Annotated in this window: 20 protein-coding genes; 11 read left to right on the top strand and 9 right to left on the bottom strand. The window is 41.4% G+C overall.

The genetic code is table 11. The annotated features are described in order from the left end of the window. Positions 1-17 precede the first annotated feature (17 nt). The gene (locus OCU78_RS15930) at positions 18-749 is read left to right on the top strand and encodes an EAL domain-containing protein (RefSeq protein ID WP_137372206.1); all 732 of its coding nucleotides are present in this window, start codon (positions 18-20) and stop codon (positions 747-749) included. Between the two features lie 340 nt (positions 750-1,089). Here OCU78_RS15930 and OCU78_RS15925 read toward each other — a convergent pair whose 3' ends face one another. From OCU78_RS15925 to OCU78_RS15915, 3 genes are all read right to left on the bottom strand, one after another. Further along, on the bottom strand, positions 1,090-2,580 hold the full coding sequence (locus tag OCU78_RS15925) for a hypothetical protein (protein ID WP_137372205.1): 1,491 nt from the start codon (positions 2,578-2,580) through the stop codon (positions 1,090-1,092). A 14-nt stretch (positions 2,581-2,594) separates the two neighbouring features. Continuing rightward, complete coding sequence (locus OCU78_RS15920; protein WP_137372204.1) at positions 2,595-3,239, bottom strand: tellurite resistance TerB family protein; 645 nt, start codon at positions 3,237-3,239, stop codon at positions 2,595-2,597. A 410-nt stretch (positions 3,240-3,649) separates the two neighbouring features. After that, entirely contained in the window at positions 3,650-4,693 is a 1,044-nt protein-coding gene (locus OCU78_RS15915) for a GMP reductase (RefSeq protein ID WP_137372203.1), read from the bottom strand. 569 nt (positions 4,694-5,262) lie between these two features. Between OCU78_RS15915 and OCU78_RS15910 the strand changes: the two genes are divergently transcribed. Both OCU78_RS15910 and OCU78_RS15905 read left to right on the top strand, forming a co-directional pair. Then, positions 5,263-5,817, top strand: coding sequence for an outer membrane beta-barrel protein (locus OCU78_RS15910; protein ID WP_167493990.1), 555 nt, complete (start codon positions 5,263-5,265; stop codon positions 5,815-5,817). 196 nt (positions 5,818-6,013) lie between these two features. Continuing rightward, on the top strand, positions 6,014-6,532 hold the full coding sequence (locus OCU78_RS15905) for an outer membrane beta-barrel protein (protein WP_167493989.1): 519 nt from the start codon (positions 6,014-6,016) through the stop codon (positions 6,530-6,532). A 38-nt stretch (positions 6,533-6,570) separates the two neighbouring features. Here the strand turns inward: OCU78_RS15905 and cra are convergent, their stop codons facing one another. Then, positions 6,571-7,572, bottom strand: a complete 1,002-nt coding sequence (cra, locus tag OCU78_RS15900; RefSeq protein WP_137372200.1) for a catabolite repressor/activator — start codon at positions 7,570-7,572, stop codon at positions 6,571-6,573. 392 nt (positions 7,573-7,964) lie between these two features. Between cra and fruB the strand changes: the two genes are divergently transcribed. From fruB to fruA, 3 genes are read left to right on the top strand one after another with little or no spacing between them, the layout of a single operon-like run. Then, complete coding sequence (gene fruB, locus OCU78_RS15895; RefSeq protein ID WP_137372199.1) at positions 7,965-9,098, top strand: fused PTS fructose transporter subunit IIA/HPr protein; 1,134 nt, start codon at positions 7,965-7,967, stop codon at positions 9,096-9,098. A gap of 9 nt (positions 9,099-9,107) precedes the next feature. Further along, a complete protein-coding gene (gene pfkB / locus OCU78_RS15890) occupies positions 9,108-10,085 on the top strand; it encodes a 1-phosphofructokinase (RefSeq protein WP_137372198.1) in 978 nt (325 codons plus the stop codon). Positions 10,086-10,101: 16 nt separating this feature from the next. Beyond that, positions 10,102-11,865, top strand: a complete 1,764-nt coding sequence (fruA, locus tag OCU78_RS15885; RefSeq protein WP_137372197.1) for a PTS fructose transporter subunit IIBC — start codon at positions 10,102-10,104, stop codon at positions 11,863-11,865. A gap of 150 nt (positions 11,866-12,015) precedes the next feature. Here fruA and OCU78_RS15880 read toward each other — a convergent pair whose 3' ends face one another. Continuing rightward, complete coding sequence (locus OCU78_RS15880) at positions 12,016-12,384, bottom strand: DoxX family protein (RefSeq protein ID WP_137372196.1); 369 nt, start codon at positions 12,382-12,384, stop codon at positions 12,016-12,018. Positions 12,385-12,485: 101 nt separating this feature from the next. On the opposite strand from OCU78_RS15880, the gene OCU78_RS15875 reads away from it, so the two are divergent. Then, positions 12,486-13,379, top strand: coding sequence for a LysR family transcriptional regulator (locus tag OCU78_RS15875; RefSeq protein WP_137372195.1), 894 nt, complete (start codon positions 12,486-12,488; stop codon positions 13,377-13,379). Positions 13,380-13,478: 99 nt separating this feature from the next. Here the strand turns inward: OCU78_RS15875 and OCU78_RS15870 are convergent, their stop codons facing one another. Beyond that, entirely contained in the window at positions 13,479-15,416 is a 1,938-nt protein-coding gene (locus OCU78_RS15870; RefSeq protein WP_137372194.1) for a tetratricopeptide repeat-containing diguanylate cyclase, read from the bottom strand. Between the two features lie 175 nt (positions 15,417-15,591). Beyond that, on the bottom strand, positions 15,592-16,944 hold the full coding sequence (locus OCU78_RS15865) for an MATE family efflux transporter (protein ID WP_137372193.1): 1,353 nt from the start codon (positions 16,942-16,944) through the stop codon (positions 15,592-15,594). Between the two features lie 100 nt (positions 16,945-17,044). On the opposite strand from OCU78_RS15865, the gene OCU78_RS15860 reads away from it, so the two are divergent. Continuing rightward, positions 17,045-17,989, top strand: a complete 945-nt coding sequence (locus OCU78_RS15860; RefSeq protein ID WP_137372286.1) for a LysR family transcriptional regulator — start codon at positions 17,045-17,047, stop codon at positions 17,987-17,989. Positions 17,990-18,098: 109 nt separating this feature from the next. Here OCU78_RS15860 and OCU78_RS15855 read toward each other — a convergent pair whose 3' ends face one another. Together OCU78_RS15855 and OCU78_RS15850 are read right to left on the bottom strand one after the other, a co-directional pair. Next, positions 18,099-18,422 carry a DOPA 4,5-dioxygenase family protein gene (locus tag OCU78_RS15855; RefSeq protein WP_137372192.1) on the bottom strand — a complete coding sequence of 108 codons (324 nt, stop codon included), beginning with the start codon at positions 18,420-18,422 and terminating at the stop codon, positions 18,099-18,101. Between the two features lie 88 nt (positions 18,423-18,510). Further along, complete coding sequence (locus OCU78_RS15850; protein WP_137372191.1) at positions 18,511-20,292, bottom strand: sensor domain-containing diguanylate cyclase; 1,782 nt, start codon at positions 20,290-20,292, stop codon at positions 18,511-18,513. A gap of 406 nt (positions 20,293-20,698) precedes the next feature. Here OCU78_RS15850 and pdhA point away from each other — a divergent pair, with 406 nt between their 5' ends. The 3 genes from pdhA to OCU78_RS15835 are packed head-to-tail and all read left to right on the top strand — an operon-like array spanning position 20,699 to position 24,055. Beyond that, on the top strand, positions 20,699-21,838 hold the full coding sequence (gene pdhA, locus OCU78_RS15845; protein WP_137372190.1) for a pyruvate dehydrogenase (acetyl-transferring) E1 component subunit alpha: 1,140 nt from the start codon (positions 20,699-20,701) through the stop codon (positions 21,836-21,838). Further along, positions 21,831-22,814: an alpha-ketoacid dehydrogenase subunit beta gene (locus OCU78_RS15840; protein ID WP_137372189.1), complete on the top strand. Its 984-nt coding sequence runs from the start codon at positions 21,831-21,833 to the stop codon at positions 22,812-22,814. Before pdhA ends, OCU78_RS15840 begins: the two co-directional genes overlap by 8 nt. Beyond that, complete coding sequence (locus OCU78_RS15835) at positions 22,811-24,055, top strand: dihydrolipoamide acetyltransferase family protein (protein WP_167493988.1); 1,245 nt, start codon at positions 22,811-22,813, stop codon at positions 24,053-24,055. The genes OCU78_RS15840 and OCU78_RS15835 overlap by 4 nt, the downstream gene beginning before the upstream one ends. Positions 24,056-24,266 lie beyond the last annotated feature (211 nt).

Below are 24,266 nucleotides of genomic sequence, written 5' to 3'. Positions count from 1 at the left end.
GCAAGGAGAATTGCGACATGAACCAAAGCCAAACACCACTTGAAACAGGGACTACTGTTTCACTGAGTGATATCTTAAGTGAGCGTTCACTGTATTCATATGTTCAGTCTATTAGAGATCTTAAACGCCAGACCACTTATGGACATGAGGTTTTAGTTCGTGGTCCTTCAGACTCCTTGTGGCATCGACCCGATCAGTTGTTTATCGCTGCTCAATCACAACAGCTCAGCAGGCAATTGGAAATTGTCATCCTAGAAGTTCATCTTGCAAACATTGCCGCCCATACATCTATAGGATGTTACACCGTTAACCTTGCTCCTAACCTGTTGTTAGATAAAACCGTATTTCAGATACTAAACCACTACGCACTGGCTGAAAGAATTAAGATTGAGCTCACTGAACACTTACCGATACGAGACTGGCAACCAATAAAACAGCGAATGGCTCAATTGAGAAAGCAAGGCTATCAGTTCTGGCTTGACGATGTTGGCTGCGGATTTTTTGATTTGGCGCTGATCGATGAAGTCAAACCAGAGGTAGTCAAACTTTGCATCAAAATCATCAGCAGACTTACGTTTGATCCTACTCTAGTCGATGAAATAAAAGCGGTCGTTAAAGCGGTTCATGACTACGGTGGTGCTGTTTTAGCTGAAGGAATTGAGGAGCAAGTACAGCTCGATATGGCGGAGCAACTGAACATCGATCTAGCACAAGGCTATCTTTTTGATAAGCCACAGCCACTTATTTGAGTCACAAAAACCAGCCCTCCAGTGAATACTCTTTCTTCGAGGTTTCGTTAACTTTCGATGAGGTGTACGAAAAGCACGCTCAAGTGCGATCAGAGTAGTATTAGAAAGAGTTGATAGATAAAACAGCTTAAAATGGCGATAAATGCTAATAAACAACGCATTTTTACAATGAATGCCATCACTTTATCGAGGTTCATCGCACAGCGATTATTAAGTATTTACGCGCCCAATCCAAACGTCTTTACTTGTTGTGTTTAGATTAGGCGAGCTCAGGGGGAACTCACCACTTCTATATCAATCTCTTTGATTTAAAAAGCTTATGTCAAGTTCAAAGTGGGTTTTAATATTCTAAACCTAACCTAGTAATGATTGCTTCGCTACTCTCAATAGAGCTGTTAATCCTAGGTTCTAAAGTACCTAAAATAAACTCATGACGTTCGTCTGCATTCACTCCAAAAAGATCTAATTTATCTAATAGGTAGACAACGAATAGAGACCCTAAACCTGATAATAGTCCGCCAATCACCATAGAAATAGTATTGGAAAAAGGGATTCCATTAATAAAGGTCGCTATAGTCTCAGTTGCCAGAATCCCCCCGGTAACAACTAAACCTGTGGCAAAAACTTTACTAGCTTCATGTGCTGCTTGCTTTATCGTCATTCCTTCGGGAGGAAATACTAATGTTTTAATAGCTTTCATTAGAGACATGAAACCTTCCCTAATCAACCTAACTGCATTCTTACTAGTTCTAACGAACATATTTATAACAGCTGTGGATATAGCAGAAAATAGCCCCGATATTGCCCCTGTAGAAAAAGCCGCTGCAACATTCTTCCACTCTCCCAGCACTTTTTTTACCACTCTTCCAAGTCTAGTTTTTAAGACACTCAACCACGAATCGTTGTATTGCCCATTTTTCCAACCATTAGATAAAATGTCTTTTACCTCTTCAAACGTTGAAGATATAAAACTAGAAAGCATAGCACCCATTGCTTGCTGGAGACCTTGATGAGATCCAGTTTTTAAACCGTCCTTAGCTCCTTCTTTAGCTATCCATATTGTTTTATCTACAGGATCAGAAGGCACATATTTCTCAGCTGCTTTTTCACCTTGAGCATGAACTGCATTAGTACGCCTTTTATCAAGATCCTGATTATTTGAGTTTTCCACAAACTCTTTATGATCTTTGTCCCCTTTAGAACGGTTAATACTTTGATGTGTGAAGCTATGATTATCTGAATCCGCACCAAACTCAGCTTTTTTGGCATCAGACAGCATAAAGCCACCGTCATCATGTACACTTTTTAATGACTTGTTATGATCAAAGTCCATTACACCAGCATCATGATAAATACCTGTGTTCACATCTTTTATTTGACCGTCAGCTGTTGTAGCTTCGGATTTGCTTCTATTCTTTTGAGTGTCAAATGAGACGCCATCCCCACCAACACTCTTCGGAGACTTGGTGTAATCGGCTCTATTATATTCAAAGCTACGATCTACATTTACTAAATCTGAACGGCTCAATTTCAATGGTGCTAAAAGCTGATCTATTAACACTTCTTTACTTGATTCAAAAAGAACATCGTATTTATCATTTGTAAATGATTGGTCTAGTAAGGACAATGATTCAGACACCTCTTGAGAGGTGACTTCTAAATCATATGTTGGACTAGATATAAATGTGTCCTGTAGAAATTTATCATCAGGTTTTTGCTGCAATAATTCATGAACAATTTCTTGAGAGGCAACTTCATTTATATGGGCTGTTTCTCGAAATAATTTCCGTTTTTTCTTTCTTTGCTGATACCGTTCCGATTGAGTAGTCATAAGAGCTCCTAGTATTACGCTGCAAGCTTTTTCCAAGCTTCTAAAAAGGCTGTCTCATTCTCATGAATATGATTATCAGCATGCATTACCACATCAATAATTTCTTCAAATAAACCCATCGACTCTGGAGAAACTTTACTAGCATATTCAAAAGCAGTAGTGATATTGGGTGGGTTATTTGCTATGCCATCAATCTTCGATTTTATATGCGCAGGTAAAGCACTGCCCATTATCCCATTAATAAATTCATCAATTTCTGCTCGCTCTTCATCGGCTATTTCACCATCGCATGCTGCGCATGAAAGCCCAACAGCTTCCATCGCTATGATTAGGTTAAAGTAATCATCGACATCATTGAGTCGAGCTTCTGCATCTTTAAAAGCCGCACTGATTTTTTGATACTTAAGATCATATTCTGCCTCAGTTTTTCTTATCGCCTCATCTGCACCGCGTTTTTCAGCAGCCTCTTCACCATCCATACTTGCACCAACTGCAGCACCTGCGACACCCGCTCCAACTGCGGCTGCGACAGTCGCGCCTCCAGCTAAAGACCCGGCTAATGTAGCAGCTCCGAGTAATGAGCCTCCTCCTGTAAATGGAGCTGCAGCAATTGCGCCCACACCAATAGCAGCACCACCTAACATTTTCCAAAAACTCATATTAATATCCTTTTATATTTATTATTTACAGCTCAAACAGCAAGTGAACTGAAATAAAATAGCATATAAACACTGTCACATAATGTGATCTTGCTTACTAATTGAATTTATAGATGTTTCGTGAATTATCACTTAACTGATTACTTCCAGACGAAATGACTTTATTTAAAATGGCAGTAGTATTCTGGAATCCAAGAAGAATGTACTAAGACTCTATTTGATGTGAATCACTTCGCACCAGATCACCTATCTGAAGCAATTATCCATAATCCTCTTTCAAACCTGTAACCTGCCGCCACAATTTCTTTGCTCGGCTGTCGCCACTTTGTTGCCACTTGCCAAATTTCAGGTAAAAAAAGAGCCACTATAAAGTGGCTCAATTCTTAAAAATTCAAACAATCGTTTAAATGTTATTCTTTACCGAATACGTTGTTCTCTTGCTCTTGTACACGGATGAAAGTCGTACGCTTAGTTAGCTCTTTAAGCTTTGCTGCGCCTACGTATGTACAAGTTGAACGTACACCACCAAGGATGTCAGAAATTGTGTTGTGAACTGAACCACGGTATGGAAGTAAAACAGTTTTACCTTCCGCAGCACGGTACTTAGCAACACCACCAGAGTGCTTGTCCATAGCCGACTGTGAAGACATGCCGTAGAACTTCATGAACTGCTTACCGTCTTGCTCTACAACTTCACCACCAGACTCAGAGTGACCTGCTAGCATGCCGCCTAGCATTACGAAGTCAGCACCGCCGCCGAACGCTTTAGATACATCACCCGCACATGAACAGCCACCGTCACCAATGATTGTTCCACCTAAACCGTGGGCAGCATCTGCACACTCAATAATGGCAGAAAGTTGAGGGTAACCAACGCCTGTTTTTACACGGGTAGTACACACAGAGCCAGGGCCAATACCAACCTTAACGATGTCAGCGCCCGCTAAGATAAGTTCTTCAACCATGTCGCCAGTTACAACGTTACCAGCTGAGATAACTTTATCTGGGAATTCAGCGCGCACTTTTTCTACGTAGTCCACTAGGTGCTCTGAATAACCATTGGCAATATCAATACAGATAAAGACTAAATCTTCACTGAATGACATGATCTCTTTGATTTTTTCAAAATCAGCATCAGAAGTACCCGTAGAAACAAACACATTGTTTAACGTGTTTTTATCTGCAGTTTTAACAAACTCACCCCATTGCTCTACTGTGTAGTGCTTATGGATAGCCGTCATCACACCGTGTTCAGCGAGAGCTGCTGCCATTTCAAAAGTAGCAACTGAGTCCATATTAGCCGCAATAACAGGCGTACCTGACCATTGACGACCACTATGCTTGAATGTAAAATCGCGGGTTAAATTTACTTGGGAACGGCTTTTAAGAGTAGAACGCTTCGGGCGAAATAATACATCTTTGAAACCTAACTTAAGTTCTTGTTCGATACGCATAGTGTTTTCCTTGATTCATGAATATATGTGTCACTCGCAAATGCGTTGTAAATTCGTTGGCAGACGGATTTACTTTTCTTCGGACACAAAAAAACCGGAGCGTTGGCAGACGCTCCGGTTTTCAGCATTATAGGCTGCGATTTCTTATCTACAAGCCTGATATTAAAATTTTATTTGTGATACCATTCGGAAAAGCTGCATACCAGCCACTTCCCTACAAAGCCTCTATTCATTACTTTTCCAAGCAAATTAACTACTTAACCGAATCCATGACGCAAACCTTTGCGCAAATAACATACGAGCTACTAACCTAAAATTCCCACTCGGGTACATTTATTATTTAAACCATGCATTAAGTCACTAAAATTCCGGTTAAAACTCAGTCAATTTAAACTGATTCAGTCCAGGTTTTATTAAAAATAATCATCATTACCTTTAAATAATCACTTTTTTCGATCAATTATTTTATCTTTAACTCAATATGTTGGAGCACATTTTGCTTTAATAAATATTAAAGGCATTAATTTGCCACTTAAAAATCGGGAAATTACATGACTAGGAAGGTAAACATGAACAAATCACTGGGTTTATTCGCATTCACTACAGCGTTGATTATCTCAAGTGGCAGCGCTATCGCCCAATCTCAACCTGGTTCTTTCTATACCAATGTTGGAGCCACGATGATTTCAGATGGGTCTGACTCCGAAACAGCTTACTTTGCACAAGCTGGTTATAATCATTACCTCACTCCATTTGTTGCTTTAGATTTGAATTATCGCCATACCGCCACATTAGACAGTAGCGTTGCTGCGAACAGTACAAGCTTTGCTTCAAAATATAATTCTTACGGATTAGGGCTGAAGTTAGAACAAGGAATTGGCTGGTTTGATCTATACGGTATAGGAGGAGCAAGCTATATAGACTCTGAAGTCTCGCGTTGGAGTGTTGCTAATAGTGCGGTTGAAACAACTAAAGAAAGCAGCATTGAACCTTATGCGAGTGCCGGAATAAAATTCGCTCCAAAGGGCTCTCCTCTTCTACTAGATGCCGGTGTGTCTTATCAGTGGCTACCAAACAATGAAAGTGCTGCATCTTTATTCGCTGGTGCGTATTTAACATTCTGATCTTAGCCTTTACTCAATTAAGCTGCTTAGTCGAGTACATAATATAGAAAATTATTTAGCCCAATATTATTAACAAAACAGAACGCTGTATGTTATAATTTTTTCTTTGCTGAAACTATAACTTTATGGCGCTGTAACTTTAATGATCGGACTAAAAAAAACATATCTAATACTTGCTGCTGTGGGTGGAACTCTAATGACGAGCACCCACCTTTATGCTGCATCATCTAAACATGATCTTTACACCGACATAGGTCTGTCTTCGACCAAAAATAGTAAATCTACATCGCAGGGCTGGTATCACCGATTTGGTTATAACTACTACTTTTCACCATTTATGGCACTAGATCTAAGTTATACGGACTCAAGAGCGTTGGATGATCCAGAAAATAACCCGACTAGTGACGACTTAGTAACCAGTTATAAGGGACTTGGAGCTGGAGTTAAATTTCAACACCATTTAAGTAAGCGTTTCTCTGTCTATGCGAAAGGCGGAGCATCTCACCTAACCATTACTGAGAAGTCATGGGATCAAGCTAACCAAGCTTATATCCGAACTGAAGATACTGGTATATATCCGTATGGGTCCCTAGGGGTCAACATGCTAACACCAATGAAAAACTTTAAATTCAATGCCAGCTATAACTTCCAATTATTGAATAGCAGCTCTACTGCTTCTGCATTTACTGTTGGTGTCGACTACCAATTCAAATAAAAAATCACAACTTTAGGCTGGGACTACTTAAGTTAGAACTACCTGCGAGTTATTTTTCTCGGTACTAATTCAATCCCAGCTTGATAGCGCTTTGCTGAAGCATTAATCGCCAATGCAAAAGCGCTGTCTGCAATCACTTCAAACTGCTGTGGCAGCGAATGTACTTTGAATGGTAAAAAATCTAATAAACGGTTATCACCAAAAGTTGCTAATTTTACTTGGTTAATCAATTCTGGCTTTTCGACCATCACATCTAACACCCCCTCTAACAAAGTGTATGACATGGTCACAATCGCATCGGGCACCTTGCCTTTTGCAATCCACTCTTCAAACACTTCTCTACCCGATTCACGATCAAAGTGTTCACCATATCCAACAACCATTGGCTTGTTCTCTTTGAGATCAGTTTGTTGCGCATGAGCCTTGTTTGCCGCTTCAAATCCAAGTTGACGTTCGCGTGAAATATTCAAATCGGGTAATGCGCCAATCAAGCCCACGCTTTGGATATTGTTATCAAGAATTGAATGTGTAAGTTCAAATGCGGCTTCGAAATCTTCACTGATCACGCAGGCAAAGTGCTCATCATCTAGAGGACGGTCAATCGCTATTACTGGAGTTCCTGAATTTTGTAGCTTCAAGTAAAATTCATTGGCATCTGGCATTGAGCTCGCAACAAGCAAAGCATCAATGCGACGGCTCACCAAAGCTTCTGCCACCTTACGCTCTGTTTCTGCATCATCATCTGAACAGCCAATCAGTATTTGATAGCCCACTTTACGTGAGTTTTGCTCTATCAATTTAGCTAAACGTGCGTAACTGCTGTTTTCCAGATCAGGAATAATCAGTCCAAATGAACGGCTATTACCGGCACGCAATGACGAAGCAGCATGGTCTGGTCGATAGTTATACTCTTCCACGACTGCCATTACTTTCTGCTGAGTCTTTTCACTAATTCTGTATTTCTGCGCTTTGCCGTTGATGACATAACTGGCTGTGGTTTTTGAAACGCCAGCCAATTTAGCAATTTCATCAAGTGTCATATGGGTGACCTGTATTTTGTGCGTAGGATCATATAACCAATGATCTGATCCTCGGATTAGTTGAATTATATGCTGAATCGATTCAGTATAAAAGCTGAAAGGATTCAGCAAAATCTGAAAAGTGACTTTAATCATCCTTTTGAATGAATTGAACGTCATTTGTCGTTAATCGAATTTTCATGATCTAACTTTTTATGATTCATGAATCAAACGGAATAAACGACACGCAGCAAAACTGTTTTGAAAACTAAAATCGGCTTTGCTGAATTTTTTTACATCAAATGCTGAACCGATTCAGCAATTATAAATAAACGAGTAAAGTTCACTAACACTTGCTCTAGACTGAATCGTAGCGATACACAAATTCTCAAGCGATATGCTAAAGAGGCACCATGCTTAAATTATCAAAATCTGACATCACTCTTGGTCAAACGGCCGATGACAAATTCAAAGCTATCCAGAACATTGCTGGCGACCTAACCGCGAAAGGCTTAGTTGATTCAGGCTATGTTGAAGGAATGCTGAACCGTGAAAAGCAGAACTCGACGTTCCTAGGTAACGGCATCGCGATTCCTCACGGGACGACGGATACTCGTTGCTTAGTAAAAGAGACAGGCGTAGTCGTTCACCATTTTCCAGAAGGCATTGATTGGGCGGACGGTAACCGTGTGTACGTGGCGATTGGTATCGCAGCTAAATCTGACGAGCACCTAGGTATTCTTAAGCAACTTACTAAAGTGCTAGCAGCGGACGGTGTTGAAGATAAGCTAAAGCAAGCGAAATCAGAAGACGAAATCATCGCCCTACTTAACGGTGAAGTTCAGCTTGAAGCCGACCTAGACGCTTCTTTAGTTCAACTACTGTTCCCTGCAAGTGACATGATTCAAATGTCTGCTGTTGCGGGAGGTCTACTAAAAAACACAGGCTGCACTGATAACACTTTCGTAGCGGATCTAGTAACTAAGTCGCCTACACACCTTGGTAATGGACTGTGGCTACTAGGCAGCGATAAAGGCGTGGCACGTACTGGCGTATCGTATGTTTCAACAGCGAACGATTGTGAATACGAAGGCACACCAGTGAAAGCACTTGTCGCCTTCGCCGCTTGTAATAGCGCTCATCAATCTATTCTGGCAAACCTAAGCAAAATGGTTTTTGAAGGTAAGCAGCAACAACTGTTAACCGCTGACGCAGCGCAAGTAATTGGTCTTCTAAAAGGTGAAGTAGTTTCTGCAGCTTCTCAAGAGGATGGCAACTGCGCGGTATTCAAAATCAAAAACGCACACGGCCTACACGCACGCCCAGGTGCAATGTTAGTTGCTGAAGCGAAAAAATTCGAATCAACTATCCGCGTTTCAAACTTAGATGGTGACGGAAAGGAAGTAAACGCGAAGAGCTTAATGAAAGTTATCGCACTTGGTGTTAAACACGGCCACCAGCTTCAATTCATCGCAGACGGTATTGATGCTCCACAAGCAATAGAAGCGATTGGTAAAGCTATCGCATCTGGTCTTGGTGAAGGTTAAGGAATCGACATGTCTGATAAACAAATCAAAGCCGTTACCGTAACGCTAAACCCTGCTCTGGATCTGACTGGTAGCATCGATGCGCTAAACGTAGGTTCAGTTAGCTTAGTGAACAAGGGTTCACTTCATGCAGCAGGCAAAGGCGTAAACGTAGCCAAAGTACTTTCAGAGCTTGGCGCGCAAGTGACCGTGACTGGTTTCCTTGGTCGTAACAATGAAGAAGCGTTCTGCCAACTGTTCGAACAGCTGGGCGCAACCGACCGCTTTATTCGTGTCGACGGCGCAACTCGAATCAACGTTAAATTGGTAGAGAATTCAGGCCAAGTAAGTGACATCAATTTCCCAGGTGTTCCTGTTAACGCTGACGCAATTAAAGCGTTTGAAGAAACCTTGTTAGAGCTTGCTGAAACGCACGATTACTTCGTGATTGCAGGCAGCTTACCACAAGGTATCTCACCTGAGCTCTGCGCTTCTTGGGTTCAGCGCTTACACGATTTAGGTAAGAAGGTGCTATTTGATAGCAGCCGAGACGCACTTAAAGCAGGTATTAATGCACAACCTTGGTTAATCAAACCAAACGATGAAGAGCTATCTCAGCTATTCAATGCTGAATTATCCACTCGTGACCAATGCCAACAAGCAGGTCAAGTATTAAGTGAAAAAGGTATTGAGAACATCGTGGTGTCACTTGGCGCAGAGGGCGTGATGTGGCTTAACCGAGGTGAATGGTTACACGCTCAACCACCGCGCATGCAAGTAGTAAGCACGGTAGGAGCAGGTGACACTTTAGTCGCTGGTCTATGTTGGGGTCACATGCAACAGATGCCAAAAACAGAACTTATTAAATTTGCAACTGCCCTATCTGCCCTAGCAGTTTCACAGGTAGGCGTTGGCGTAACCAGCCAACAAGAGCTGGATTCAGTACTACAAAATATCCAATTACAGTCGCTTAGTGCTCCAACTAGCCAGTTAGACATAAGCAAATAAGGACAGAAGGTTTATTATGAATATTGCCATTATTACAGCTTGCCCGAGTGGCGTAGCAAACAGCATCATTGCAGCAGGGTTGCTCGAACAGGCGGCTAAATCCCTTGAATGGAACGCATCAATTGAATGTCAGTCAAGCGTGCTTCCTAATACACCATTAACCGACGGTGTGATTGAAATTGCAGATGTTGTGATTATCGCAGCAAATACAGATGTTGATAAAGCGCGCTTTGTCGGCAAGAAAGTGTACCAAGCGGCTATCTCTGAGTGCACAACTGATGCAAAATCATTCCTAGAGAAAGCAGTAACAGAAGCAACAGTATTAGACGCTTCTCAAGTTGAGACTGTAGTGGAAGTTACTGGTACTTCAGCAAATGCTTCAACAGAAACTACAGGCAGCAAAAAGATCGTAGCGATTACCGCTTGTCCAACTGGCGTTGCACATACCTTTATGGCAGCTGAAGCGCTTGAAGCAGAAGGTAAACGTCTAGGTCACCAAATTAAAGTAGAAACTCGCGGCTCTGTAGGTGCGAAAAACCAACTGACAGACCAAGAAATCGCAGACGCTGATCTTGTTATCATCGCAGCAGACATCGATGTTCCTCTTGATCGTTTTAACGGCAAAACGCTATACAAAACGACAACAGGTCCTGCTTTGAAGAAAACGAAGCAAGAGATGGAAAAAGCATTCGCAGAAGCTAAGCCATACCAACATACTGCTTCTTCAAATTCAGCACCTGCTGACGAGAAGAAAGGCGTGTACAAGCACCTAATGACAGGTGTTTCTCACATGCTTCCTGTGGTAGTTGCAGGCGGTCTGATCATCGCATTGTCTTTCGTATTCGGTATTGAGGCGTTTAAAGAAGAAGGCACACTAGCAGCAGCATTGATGACTATCGGTGGTGGCTCGGCGTTCGCACTGATGATCCCTGTACTTGCTGGTTTCATTGCATTCTCAATTGCTGACCGTCCAGGTCTGGCTCCAGGTCTAATCGGCGGTATGCTGGCTAGCTCAACTGGCGCTGGTTTCCTAGGTGGTATCGCGGCAGGTTTCATTGCAGGTTACTCAGCGAAATTCATTGCCGACAAAGTTCAGCTTCCACAATCAATGGAAGCACTAAAACCTATACTGATAATCCCGTTTATTGCGAGTTTGTTCACTGGTCTTGTGATGGTGTACATCGTGGGTGGTCCAGTTTCTGGCGTGATGACCGCAATGACTGATTTCCTAAACAACATGGGTACGTCTAACGCGATTCTTCTGGGTGTGATTCTAGGCGCAATGATGTGTTTTGACCTTGGTGGCCCTGTAAACAAAGCGGCTTACACATTCGGTGTTGGTCTACTGGCTTCGCAAACTTACGCGCCAATGGCGGCTATCATGGCAGCTGGTATGGTTCCGGCTCTGGGTATGGGTCTTGCGACTTTCCTAGTGAAAGACAAGTTTGAAGAAGGCGAACGTGAAGCAGGTAAAGCATCATTTGTTCTTGGCTTATGCTTCATCTCTGAAGGTGCGATTCCATTCGCAGCAAAAGATCCAATGCGTGTTATCCCAGCTTGTATGGCGGGTGGCGCACTAACTGGTGCTCTATCAATGATGTTTGGCGCGCAACTTATGGCTCCACACGGCGGTTTGTTTGTACTACTGATTCCAGGTGCTATCTCTCCAGTACTTATGTACCTAGTAGCGATTGCAGCAGGTACAGCAGTAACAGGCTTCGGCTACGCGGCACTTAAAAAGATGGGTGATAGCAAAGACAAAAAAGCAGTCACTGCTTAACACTTATAATCACAGTTTGTTTATCTAGGTCTAGTTAACTAAACCTAGCTATCTAAGCCTAGCCATCAACTAAAAACCTCAAAGCCCCTGATTGGATAACTCCACAAGGGGCTTTCTTATTTTGGCTCGAACAGTATCTAATGAATTCGCTCAGAGTCGAATAAGTACTTCAATAGCAGGTGTCATCACATAAGCAGACAACCCTAACGTGATGATAGATGGTATGGCATCTTTGAATGTATCAAAACGGAAATGAAAGAACATTGCTCCAATGGATGTACCTGCAATTAACCCTGCCCCTATGGCACTTAAAATTGGGTTTTGCGTTACCAAACCTACAAACATAACAATCGCTCCCGTCGCTTCAATCACTCCAACAAGAAACATGGCTAACCGGTTAAGTCCATAACGGTGAAAAAATGCTAACTGAGGTTCAAAAATCACCTTCATCCAACCAAACAATTTAACTGAGCTAGCAAATAGAAAGAACGCAATTAATAGACCCTGGATAAACAACATAACCTGAACTCCTCTGTAATCAGTGCCCTTATTTAAGCATTCCAAAAAATTTATAAGTAGGCTAATATTTGACTAATTACGATTCCAAAACGGAATACCTAATGGATAAATTCGATTGCTTAAAAGTGTTCATACATGTTGCTCAACTTGGTACATTTACCGCTGCGGCAAATGAGCTCAACCTCACTCAAAGTGCCGTAAGCAAAAAGATTGCTTGGTTAGAAAAAGACGTTGGAGTGACTTTATTTCACAGGCATGCCCGTGCCATTAGTCTCACTGTAAGTGGAAAGCAATATCTGGATTTATCATTAAAACTAACCAGTGAAATAGATGTATTCGAATCTCACCTCAGAGAAGAACAAGCTTCAGTCACTGGAGTATTAAAGCTATCTGCACCCAGTGCATTTAGTCTTCAATTACTGTCAAAGCCACTGAATCTGTTCATGAATTCACACCCAGATTTACTTGTTGATATATCTGTTTCAGATAAGTTCGTCGACTTAGTTGAAAGCGACATCGACATCGCTATTCGAGCTTCATACCTCAAAGATTCTGGATTAAAAGCAAGATGGATAATAGACAATGAATTAGTCTATTTTGCATCGCCTGGCTACTTAGAATCACACCCGCCAATTTTAAAAGCGGAGCAATTAAGCCTGCACCAATGTTTAACCTATTCTCTTATATCACCATCAAACTTGTGGCGTTTTAATGATAGGAACAAGGAAATAAGAGTAAAAGTAAGAGAAAAATTACGAAGTGATAGCCCAGAGATGCTGGTTAAAATGGCTAAGCTTGGGCAAGGTATTGCTGCAATGCCAAGGTGGATGATAGAAAAAGAGCTAGAGTCAGGCACACTAGTTTCGCTATTCGAACAGTACACAAAGAAAAAACTGCCGATGTATTTAGTTTATAAAGACAGCGACCATCAGCCCCAACGCATTCGTACTTTTATTGATTTTGTCGCCGACTATTTTAAAACTAACGAGCTCTAACTTACTAATATGAATAGATAGGTTCGAATCTTTTTAAAGGTACGAACCTATCTTTACAGTGATATTAAATTTACATCGATATTTATATTACATTGAGACTTAACTGTCTGGATAAACGGCTTGATTTCGACCCGAGCGTTTCGCCTCATATAAGTTCTGGTCCGCTTTCCTAAAGTATTCATCGTTATAATGGAGTTCAGTAGGCAACGCAGGGTGGCTTACACCAATAGAGGTTGTGATATCCAAATTGCCAGCACTGGTTTCAAATTTTGTTTTATTGAAGGTTTCTAAAATTAGTTGAATGCGTTGTTCTACTGACTTATCGTCAATCAATACCATTAAAAACTCTTCACCGCCCCAGCGAATAAATAATTCATTATCAGCCAATAGCTTACTCACTCGTTTAGCGGATTCTTTCAAAACCACATCCCCGATGTCATGACCATATTGATCATTGACCTGTTTGAAGTAATCTAAATCTAATAAAGCAATCCGATAAAATAATGTTTTTGAAAGGATTTTTCCGGATTTCACTTGATAGTTATAGTAACGGCGGTTATTCAAACCAGTTAATGGATCGATGAATGATAGATTCTCTAATTCCTTATTTTTCCTATGCATTAATACCGATTTTTGTATCGTTAAAGTAATAATAACGATAGCAATGATCCCCCAGATACAAGCAACCTGAAAGCGAAGCCTTTCTTTCGCCAGTTTTGCTTCTGTCAGTTTTTTTTCGACATCTAACAAATCACGCTCTTGCTCAATTCGGCGAGTAGCAAAAGCATTTTCAAGGTTATATACCTTGCCTAAAAGCTGTTGCTTATCTTGCTGATAAAAAATACGGTACATGTCCAACGCTGATTCAAAATCCCCTAAGCTGCTATACACTTCAGCCTTTTGATTGTATGAGCGTATCACCCATCTTTCATGGTCAATATCAGTAAATATTTCAATGGCTTCATCAACCATATTCAAAGCTAATTGGTACTCTTTCAGTTGATTTAAACTTTTCGCCAATAACAAATAACACTGACCGAATTCCAATGGGTATTCTTTACTGCCAGGAAAATTAAGGCAGTGGGTAGCAGTCTTTCGAGCCTCTTCATATTCCGTCAATAACAGTAATACTTCAGCTTTGCCTTTCAATTGAATCAAATTATCCCGCACAGAAGCTTTCTCTTCCTCAAAATACAACTGAGCTTCAGAATACGCAGCAATAGAATTCTCCACATCACCTAATCGATTGTAGATAAAGGCTTCATTAAGATAAATGGTATGCATTAAGGGGTTATTAATCACACCACTTTCATTCAAGAGCTGACGGGCTTTTTGCATGTATTCTAGAGCTTTGAGCCACCTTTCTATATGTAGATATAAGAGCCCCAAGTTATTATGAATGGTGCTGTTATACAGACTATCCCCTAATTCGGTGGCAACTTTTATCCCCGCAGAAAAGTACCTTTGCGACTTTAAAAGTTCATTTGACGAATTACTGATAAAACCAGCCACATTATAGGCTCTTGGGAGCTGGTAAATAATATGGTGCTCTCTCGCTATAGTGATGGCTTGCGTGATCAGGGCTTCAGCTTGAGGAATACGGCTATGCCTAGCATGGTTTACGGCTTCATCAATTAAAAGTGAAACGGTTAGCCAAGTCAGTTTTTCATTATCTGCTAGTTTTTTTAATTGCAGTGTAAGTTCATCAACCGTCCTGCTATCTTTCATATTCTTTGCAAGCTTGATTTGTATTTTCAGCCAATACGCTTTTTCTGTGGGGGTCAGTTTAGATAAGTTAGTTAACTCTAATGCCTGGAAACGGCTGGAAGATGTTTGAGGATCTACCTTTGTTTGGTCAAAGATAGAAATAAGCTGATGACCAATGTCTGATTGGCTTAATTCAATTTCAGGGTGTGAAGATGCTGCTGGATGATCAACAGTATCTGTCTCCGTTTGGAAAACGAGGATATCGACCGTAACAACAGCCCAAATACACAGTCCAATCACTAAAAACGAAAGTAAACTACTTTTTCTCATGCAGAGATAACCTTCCAGAAAATATGCTCATTGAAGCATTTCTATAAGGTCACAGCCTGATAAATCCACCTCTAACTATGCTTACCATCATACTGTAACGTTAGCACATGCCATAGAGTAATCTAGAAATTAGAGGTGAATTAATAAATTTTATCCAAGCCGTACACGTTTAGCCTTACGCTTGGCATAGCCCTGTTGGGTTAACATGACGATTAGTGCGGCGAATAACGAACATTAAATTAACCAATAATAAAATTCCGGTCACACCCAAACCAACACCAATTCCACCCCAAATTCCAGCTAGCTGATATTCAAGCATTAGATACCAAGCAGCTGGAAGACCAAACAACCAATAACCAATGGCTGTCATCACAGTTGGCATTGAGACTATTTTCATTCCTCTTAAGAGATTGATTGCGAGTAATTGCCACGCATCAACAATGAAGCACAGCGCTACCACCCAAATCACTGACGCAAGTAAAGAAGACATGCCTTCAGCGCCTTCGTCTAGCTTAAACAAGCCCGCAATAAAATCTGGCCAAAGAATGAAAATAGCAGACAAAACCACACTCAGCAGTGTGACTAAAATAAAGCTTTGAATAGAGGTTCTTTTAATCCCTTCATAATTTTGTGCGCCGTAGTCACGCCCCACCAATATTGCGGCTGCTTGAGAGAAACCGAAGTTAAAGTTCCAAGTGAAGCTTAAGCATTGAAGTAATATTTGATGCAATGCTAATGAAGCAATACTGATCGTCCCTGCCATTAATGTTCCGCCATAAATCAACCCGTGTTCCAGTATGGCTGCCATTGCGATCGGTAATCCCATAAGCAGTAGTGGGTTCATTAGTTTGAATGAATACTCATCAATATTTAGCCAAGGAGAGAATGCTTTAAATTCATCGCGTTTAAAGACCCAGATGGTGTAGCAAGCCATAACAATTAATGCAGCAATGGCAGTTCCTAAGCCTAAGCCAGTTAATCCCATGTCTAATTTGAAAGTCAGTAAATAGCTCACAGGTACATTAAGTATGACCGTCACAACAGACATAACTAAAATAGAGCGCACTTGTCCAAACGCACTGGTTAAGCCACGAAGCACCAACAATATCAGAGATGGAAACATCACCCATTTCAGAGCATGTACGTATTCCATTGCGAGAACCACCACTTCAGGCGGTTGTTTTGCGGTTTCAAGAACCCACGGAGCTAGCCAAAAGCTGCTCATCAGTAATACGCTCAGTACAAATGACAACATCACTGCACCTTTTACCGCTAACCTAATTTGCTTATTACCGTGCTCAGGACGGCTGACTCTTTGCCCATAAGCAATGGCGATTAAGTTTGCGGCGCACCCTACCGTGCTCCCTGCAATAATGAAGATGAAGAAATAAATAGAGGCACCTAAACCACCCGCAGCCAATGCAGATACGCTGATTCGTGACATCATCCAAACATCAGTCAATACCAATGCCATAGAGATAAGCTGTGAGATGATGAGTGGGAATGCAAGTGCGAGAATTTTTTTCATAGGAACCTCTAGATATTTCGCACAAAGTAAGCTTTATCGAACTAGCATTCAATTGATATATCTGCCAATCTGGCATTCCAAAAACTCATGAGAAATAATGATAACTCCTTATCCAAACCTCCCTTATTCACATAACGGACTTAGAGCCTTTGAATCCGTGGCAAGGCTTATGAGTTTTACCCTTGCAGCGGATGAGCTAAACGTGACCCAGAGTGCAATAAGTCGTCAGGTAAAACAGCTTGAGGATGACCTCAACGCATCACTAGTCATGAGACATCACAGGACGATAACCCTGACACTTCAAGGGCAAGAGCTTTATTTAGCACTAAGAGATAATTACACCTCGATTGAAGCCGTTGTTGCTTCGTGGAAAGAACCAAAGCAAAAACGTATTGTGATAAAGGCGGCGTTAAGTTTTGCTACTCGCGTGATGATTAATAAGGTCCACGATCTGAATGAGCGTTACCCAGATTACGAAATCGCGATTATTCCTGTAATTGAAGAGGACGAAGCGCTTAATAAGGCTGACTATGACTTACTCATTTTTCATACCCGTTTAAAAAAACATTACGATAATAAGCCCAATATTTTCTTCTTAAGAGATGAATACATGGCTCCAGTTTGTGCAAAAATTTTAACGGAAGACACCACAGACTTAAATTCGATTCTAACGATGCCACGCCTGCACCCCACGCTTGACCATCATGATTGGAAAGTGTGGTTATCAGCAGTCGAATACCCTCCTCAACAAGTGGTTAGAAACACCAGTTTCCACTCTTTAGATTTAGCGTTAAGTGCATGCTTATCTGGTCAAGGTGTCACTGTAACGGATTTACTTTTAGTATTGCAGGAACTTGAAAGAGATTTTTTGTATTGCCCTGAGAACGCGAAAATTCAGCGGAGTGCTTGGACTTACTATGGTCACCAACAAACTCATACCCCTGTTATTGATGATTTAATTGAGTGGCTCAAGGAAGAAACTGAAAAAGAGATTGATGTACTTCGAAAGTTGGCTAACCAATACCATTGGCTAGGTATTAAATAGGTAATAAAGTCATACGATATAATAACTAGTTGACTGAGTTTGCCCCATAAAAAAAGCACTGAAAAACAGCGCTTTATTAAAGAATGGTACATAAAAGAAATAGACTGAATTAACTTGATAACGTTTCTTCAAATACACCTAATTCACGACCAAGCCAAATCGCTCGTTCAGTGTGATCCAGTAACTCTTCACCACCAGTCACTGGGTGAATAAGTACTGACATATCGCCACGTTCAGCCTCTAACCATTCAATTAGATTGTTATCGTTATTTTTAAAATGAATTTCAAACATCGGCATTTTATGAGGTCCGACTAAGCGCTGAACCAGAGGGAACACTTCAATCGCATCTTTTCTTTCCTGAATCAGTTTTTGACGAAAATCTTCTGCTAACTGAGCATTACGTAAACCGAAATAAACGTGACCATGAAACATTGGGTTTTACCTTTTTAATCATTATTAGCGCTAGTGTAACGACAATTTAAAACTATTGATAATCCATTAATAGTCATTCGACAATGAACTAACCGCCAACGACTCTATTTTTTCCTAACGCCTTAGCCCGATAAAGTGCTTCATCAGCTTGCTTTACCAAAGATTCAAAACTTTGACCAAACTTAGGTGTCACTGTCGCAACACCAATACTCAGGGTTACAACTTGCGCCCCTTCTACCCCCGAATTGCTGTACGGAAGTGCAGCTGATAGCAGGTTAGAACGAATGGTTTCCGCAACTATTCTTGCATCTTCAAGCTTGGTATTCCTTAAAACAATCACAAACTCTTCACCACCATAACGAGCAACAATATCATTTGAGAGTGCTTGCTGATCACTTAACTTTAAAATCTCAGCAACCTGCTTTAAGCATAGGTCGCCGGCTTGGTGACCGAATGTATCGTTGTACTTTTTAAAGTCATCAACATCCATCAACAATAAAGATATAGGCGTATTTAACTTCAAAGCTAACTGCCACTCATCACTTAACTTAATGTCAAATGTTCTGCGGTTTGAAATCCCCGTTAAGCCATCAGTAGACGCTAACCTTGTCAGCTTTTGGTTTGTGTTTTCCAAATCCATTTGTACAAGCTTCAACTTTTCTTCGGTTCGAACTCTTTCTACAATTTGGCTTTGCAAGTCTGAATTCACTTTCAACAAACTTTCAGTTCGTTCGGCAACTTTCCCCTCTAATGACAGCTTATTCTGTTCCAATAACTCCACCGCTTTAGAACGATTTCTTAGTAAAATAGAAGTCAGCGTGACCGCTAATGCTGTTGTGAGGAACAAAATCCCGAAAATGGCGTTTCGTGAAATAACGAATGACTTCATCGCTTCCGACACATCGATTTCAGTAGCAATTCCTACACCAAGCTCTTCATACCATTTCCAGCTTCCTATCACCATAACCCCTCGATAATCCCGATACCCATTTACATTATCGCCATCGACTTGATTTAAGGCACTTTGAACTAGATAAGTAAAAGGTTGTTGAGAAGGAGGATAGACCGCATCAGCCCCTGTAGTGAGATCAACACCGGGATCAAGTAACTGTATATTCAAGCTTGAACCCTCCTTGTAATCAATAAGATCCAGAGCAAGTAGTTGATCTTCAAAGCGACTTTCCGTAAGCATAACCCCTTGATGATCAAACACGTAGGTCTCGCCACTGTTTCCAATTCGGCCTAAACGCATTAAGCGGCTAAAACTATTAACGGAATCAATTCGAATCGCAAGGACAGCAATAATCGAGTTTTCATGATTTCTAATTGGGGAAACAGCGAACATAGTAGGTGGTAATACTTTAAATCGACTATCGCGGTATTGCAGTGGCACATCAGAGAAAATCGGTGGGACAATAAGTGTTTCACCCGCAAGCGCCTTTTCAAATAGATCCCTTCTTTGGTGAGCAATTAAGTTTGCTTGACCAATATTGGTATCTCGCATTGAACTCATATTAATTGCTTCTGGGCTAATAATAAAAAAGCCCTTATACCCAAATGCAATAATTTCAGGATTAAGTAAATCTCGAATTTTCCCTTGTACAAGCTCAAACTGGTGCACATCTTTTGCATCTAAAATCTGCTGGGTTAAATCAATAAGGTCTGTTCGATGGGCAATGGTTTCAACTTTTGCGCGGTGGTTGTTTGTCCATAAAGATAACGCTTCTTCAATCGTATGAATAACCGTATTAAGGGATTCGCCAACAGACAAGCGATGTTCATTTTCAATGATGGACAACCCACGATGACCAATAAAAAAAACAATCGCGAAGAAAAGGGGAATTAGGAAAGGTTCTCGAAGTCTACTCATATTCACTCCACAACTGAGGTTAAGAACCTACATTTGAAACGCTTAATCATTTCCATGAGTAACAAAAAACCACTGGGTAATCATCAGCATTATGAAACTTAACACTACCATAACCCAGAGCAATGAATGACAAAGTTTCTTATAGTCTAAGCAAAATACACAACTTTGATTACACTTAGTGTATCGGCTATATCGAGATCAATCACTGAAGAGCTTGTTTTGCGTAGCTAAATGCATCATGACATAGCAAGTCTCTAGTACAGCATTTTGAATAGAACCTTTACTGCTTAATCAATGCTGCCTCAAGTTCATAACTTGATCATAGTGAAAAGACTCTCTCATCATAGCTATCAACCTTTCGGTGATAACGATCTTGTAAGAAGATCCTTGTCAAAAGGAGCGTGAGATGAATGTTCAGGCATTACCTATGTATCGATTTATTGATCACAATGGGGATCTCATTAGCCCACTGCCTCACTGGGCTAAACCTTCAAAATTAATCCAGTATTACTGTGACATGCTTTTAACTCGAACCTACGACAACAAAGCAGTCGCGCTGCAACGTACGGGAAAACTAGGAACATACCCGTCTCATTTAGGAGCAGAAGCGATTGGCATTGCGATTGGTCGAGCGATGGCCCCCCAAGATGTATTTGTCCCCTACTACCGAGACATGCCCGCCATGTGGGCGCGCGGCATTTCCATGGAAAAAAACCTCCAATACTGGGGCGGTGATGAAAGAGGCAGTGATTTCAGAACACCCGATCAGCAAGACTTGCCTAATTCGGGATACTGCCGAGACTTTCCTTTCTGTGTACCCATCGCGACTCAATGCACCCATGCGGTTGGTATTGCGTCAGCATTAAAAATTGAAGGGCTTCATAATGCCGCAGTTGTAACTTGTGGTGATGGAGCGACATCAAAGGGGGATTTCCTCGAATCCATAAATTGCGCTGGTGTTTGGAATTTGCCATTAGTTTTTGTCGTGAATAATAACCAATGGGCGATCTCTGTACCTCGTTCCTTACAATGCGCTGCAGGTTTGCTGTCTGAAAAAGCGAAAGGAGCAGGTATTGAAGGAGTAACGGTTGATGGTAATGACATAGTCGCAATATATGATGCAATCAGTAACGCATTAGATAAAGCCAAAAAAGGCAAAGGTCCTACCCTAATTGAAGCCATCAGCTATCGCTTAAGTGACCACACTACGGCAGATGATGCGACTCGATATCGTAGTAGTGATGAACTCAAAGAAGCTTGGCAATTTGACCCAGTAACCCGAATGAAAGCGTACATGATCAAGCAAAATATCTGGTCTGAAGAAAAAGATGAAGACTGGTTAGAACAATGCAAAACAAAAGTAGAAGTTGCTGTCTCCCACTATATGCAACTTACGCATCCAGCGCCTGAAAGTGCCTTTGATTATTTGTATGAATCGGCTGACCCCGACCTTAACAAGCAACGAGATGAATTAATCAACAAAGCGATGCGCATGCAAGGTCAAGGTCAAGGTCAAGGTCAAGGTCAAGGAGATGATAATGGCTGAAATCACAATCATTGAAGCAATCAACCTCGCTTTACACCATGAAATGAACCAAGACTCTAATGTGGTAGTTTTAGGGGAAGACGTTGGTGACAACGGAGGTGTATTCAGAGCTACGCTTGGATTAAAAGAGCGCTTTGGTTTAAAGCGAGTCATCGATACGCCCCTTGCTGAAGCGTTAATCAGTGGTGTAACGGTTGGCATGGCAGCTCAAGGGCTAAGACCGGTTGCAGAATTTCAATTCCAAGGGTTTGTATTCCCGGCGATTGAGCACATTATGTGCCATGCTGCTCGCATCAGAAATAGAACCCGAGGGCGATTAACCTGCCCTGCGGTATTCCGCGCACCTTTTGGCGGAGGCATTCACGCTCCAGAACATCACTCTGAAAGTGTTGAAGCCATTTTTGCTCATACTCCAGGGCTCAAAGTTGTTATTCCTTCCTCACCTCAACGTGCATACGGACTACTACTCGCATCAATTCGTAGTAACGATCCCATCATGTTCTTTGAACCCAAGCGTATTTATCGCACTGTAAAATCGAATGTCGTCGATAACGGAGAAGCACTCCCTCTTGATTCCTGTTTCACGCTTCGCAAAGGAAGAGATCTGACCCTAGTAACATGGGGGGCATGTGTCGTTGAATCACTTGAGGCCGCAAGTAACCTTTCATCACAAGGTATTGAAGTCGAAGTCATCGATTTAGCCAGTATCAAACCAATAGACATGGCTACCATATTCAAGTCACTCGAAAAAACTGGACGATTGCTCGTGGTTCATGAAGCTGCAAGAACCTGTGGTGTTGGGGCGGAAATTTTGGCTCGGACAGCTGAGCACGCCATGTGTTTGCTAAAAGCCCCGCCGAAGCGATTAACAGGGATGGACACCGTCATGCCTTATTACCGAAATGAACAGTTTTTCATGATTCAACAACAAGATATTGAGCTTGCGGCTCATGAATTAGTGGAGGGATGGAAATGAAATCTTTTACGCTACCAGATCTTGGAGAAGGTCTTGCCGAATCAGAAATCGTTGAATGGCACATTAAAGTGGGCGATGTAGTTAAAGTGGATCAAATTGTCGTGACACTTGAAACCGCGAAAGCCATTGTTGATGTACCAGCCCCTTACAGCGGAAAAATCCTGAAACGTTTTGGTAATGAAGGCGATGTAATTAACGTTGGCAGTGTGTTACTTGAAATAGAAGAAGTCACCACAGAGTTCAGTAACCATACCCATGGTCAGTTAGAAGCTGAAAGCGTAAATGAATATGAATCTAGTGCTGAACAGTCAAAAGATGCGGCAACCGTGGTTGGCAAAGTTTCTCACCAAAACCATCAGGTCGACATTGATAGTTTCTGGGTTGGCGATGCTAGTTCTGCGCAAGGGAGTAGTTACGCAGAAGGATCAGGGTATACACAAGGAAATTCTGAACGTTCAAACAATCAAGTTTCTGCACTCCCTTCTGCAAGGTTACTTGCCAAGCGTTTAGGTATAAGCATTGATTTAGTAGATGGTAGCGGTGATAGCGGGCTAATACTTGATGTAGATATATACAATGCTGCAGATAAACAACAACCAGGAACCGAAGTATTAAAAGGTGCTCGGAGGGCAATGGTTAAGTCGATGGCGGAATCCCATCATAATGTTGCTTCCGTAACGATTACAGAAGAAGCATTATTAAATCATTGGAACAAAGATGAAGATATTTCTATCCGCCTAATCCAAGCCGTCAGTTATGCCAGCCAACAAGAAAAAGCGATGAATGCTTGGTTCGATGCCACCACTATGACTCGCTGTGTTCACACCACCGTAAACATAGGTATAGCTGTTGATAGTTCCCATGGCTTGTATGTTCCAGTTTTACGCCAAGCTGATAGCTACAATGCGCAAGATATTCGAACATGGCTAGATGGAACGGTGAAAGGAATCCGAAATAGACGAATTGGCAGAGAACAACTTCAAAATGCCACGATTACTTTATCTAACTTTGGTGCAATCGCAGGCATTTATGCCACACCAGTGGTTTCTCCGCCTCAAGTAGCAATAGTCGGAGCTGGGCGCATTATTAAAAAAGTGATCATGGAAGATGGAAAGCCAACTGAAGTAAAAGCGATGCCATTATCCGTCACTTTTGACCACAGAGCATGTACCGGTGGAGAAGCTGCTCGTTTCGTTAAAGCATTAGTGAAACACCTGGAACGTGAACATGGGAACGCGTAAAGACAGATTAAATGAGAAAACAGATACAATGTAGGAGCCGTAATACCGGATCTCTAATCAATGTTCACTTAGCATTGCTGCGTATAGAAAGTTACATGCGTAAAAAATCCAAGAGCATGAACGCTCTTGGATTTTAGTTTTATCAATTAATCAGTGAGTACTGCTTAACTCGTTTATTGATTTAATCACCTGTCATCAGCTTATTGAACTT

This window comes from Vibrio gallaecicus (assembly GCF_024347495.1).
GTDB lineage: Bacteria > Pseudomonadota > Gammaproteobacteria > Enterobacterales > Vibrionaceae > Vibrio > Vibrio gallaecicus.
Note: the sequence above shows the minus strand (reverse complement) of the source record. Positions and strands in the feature narration are given on the sequence as shown.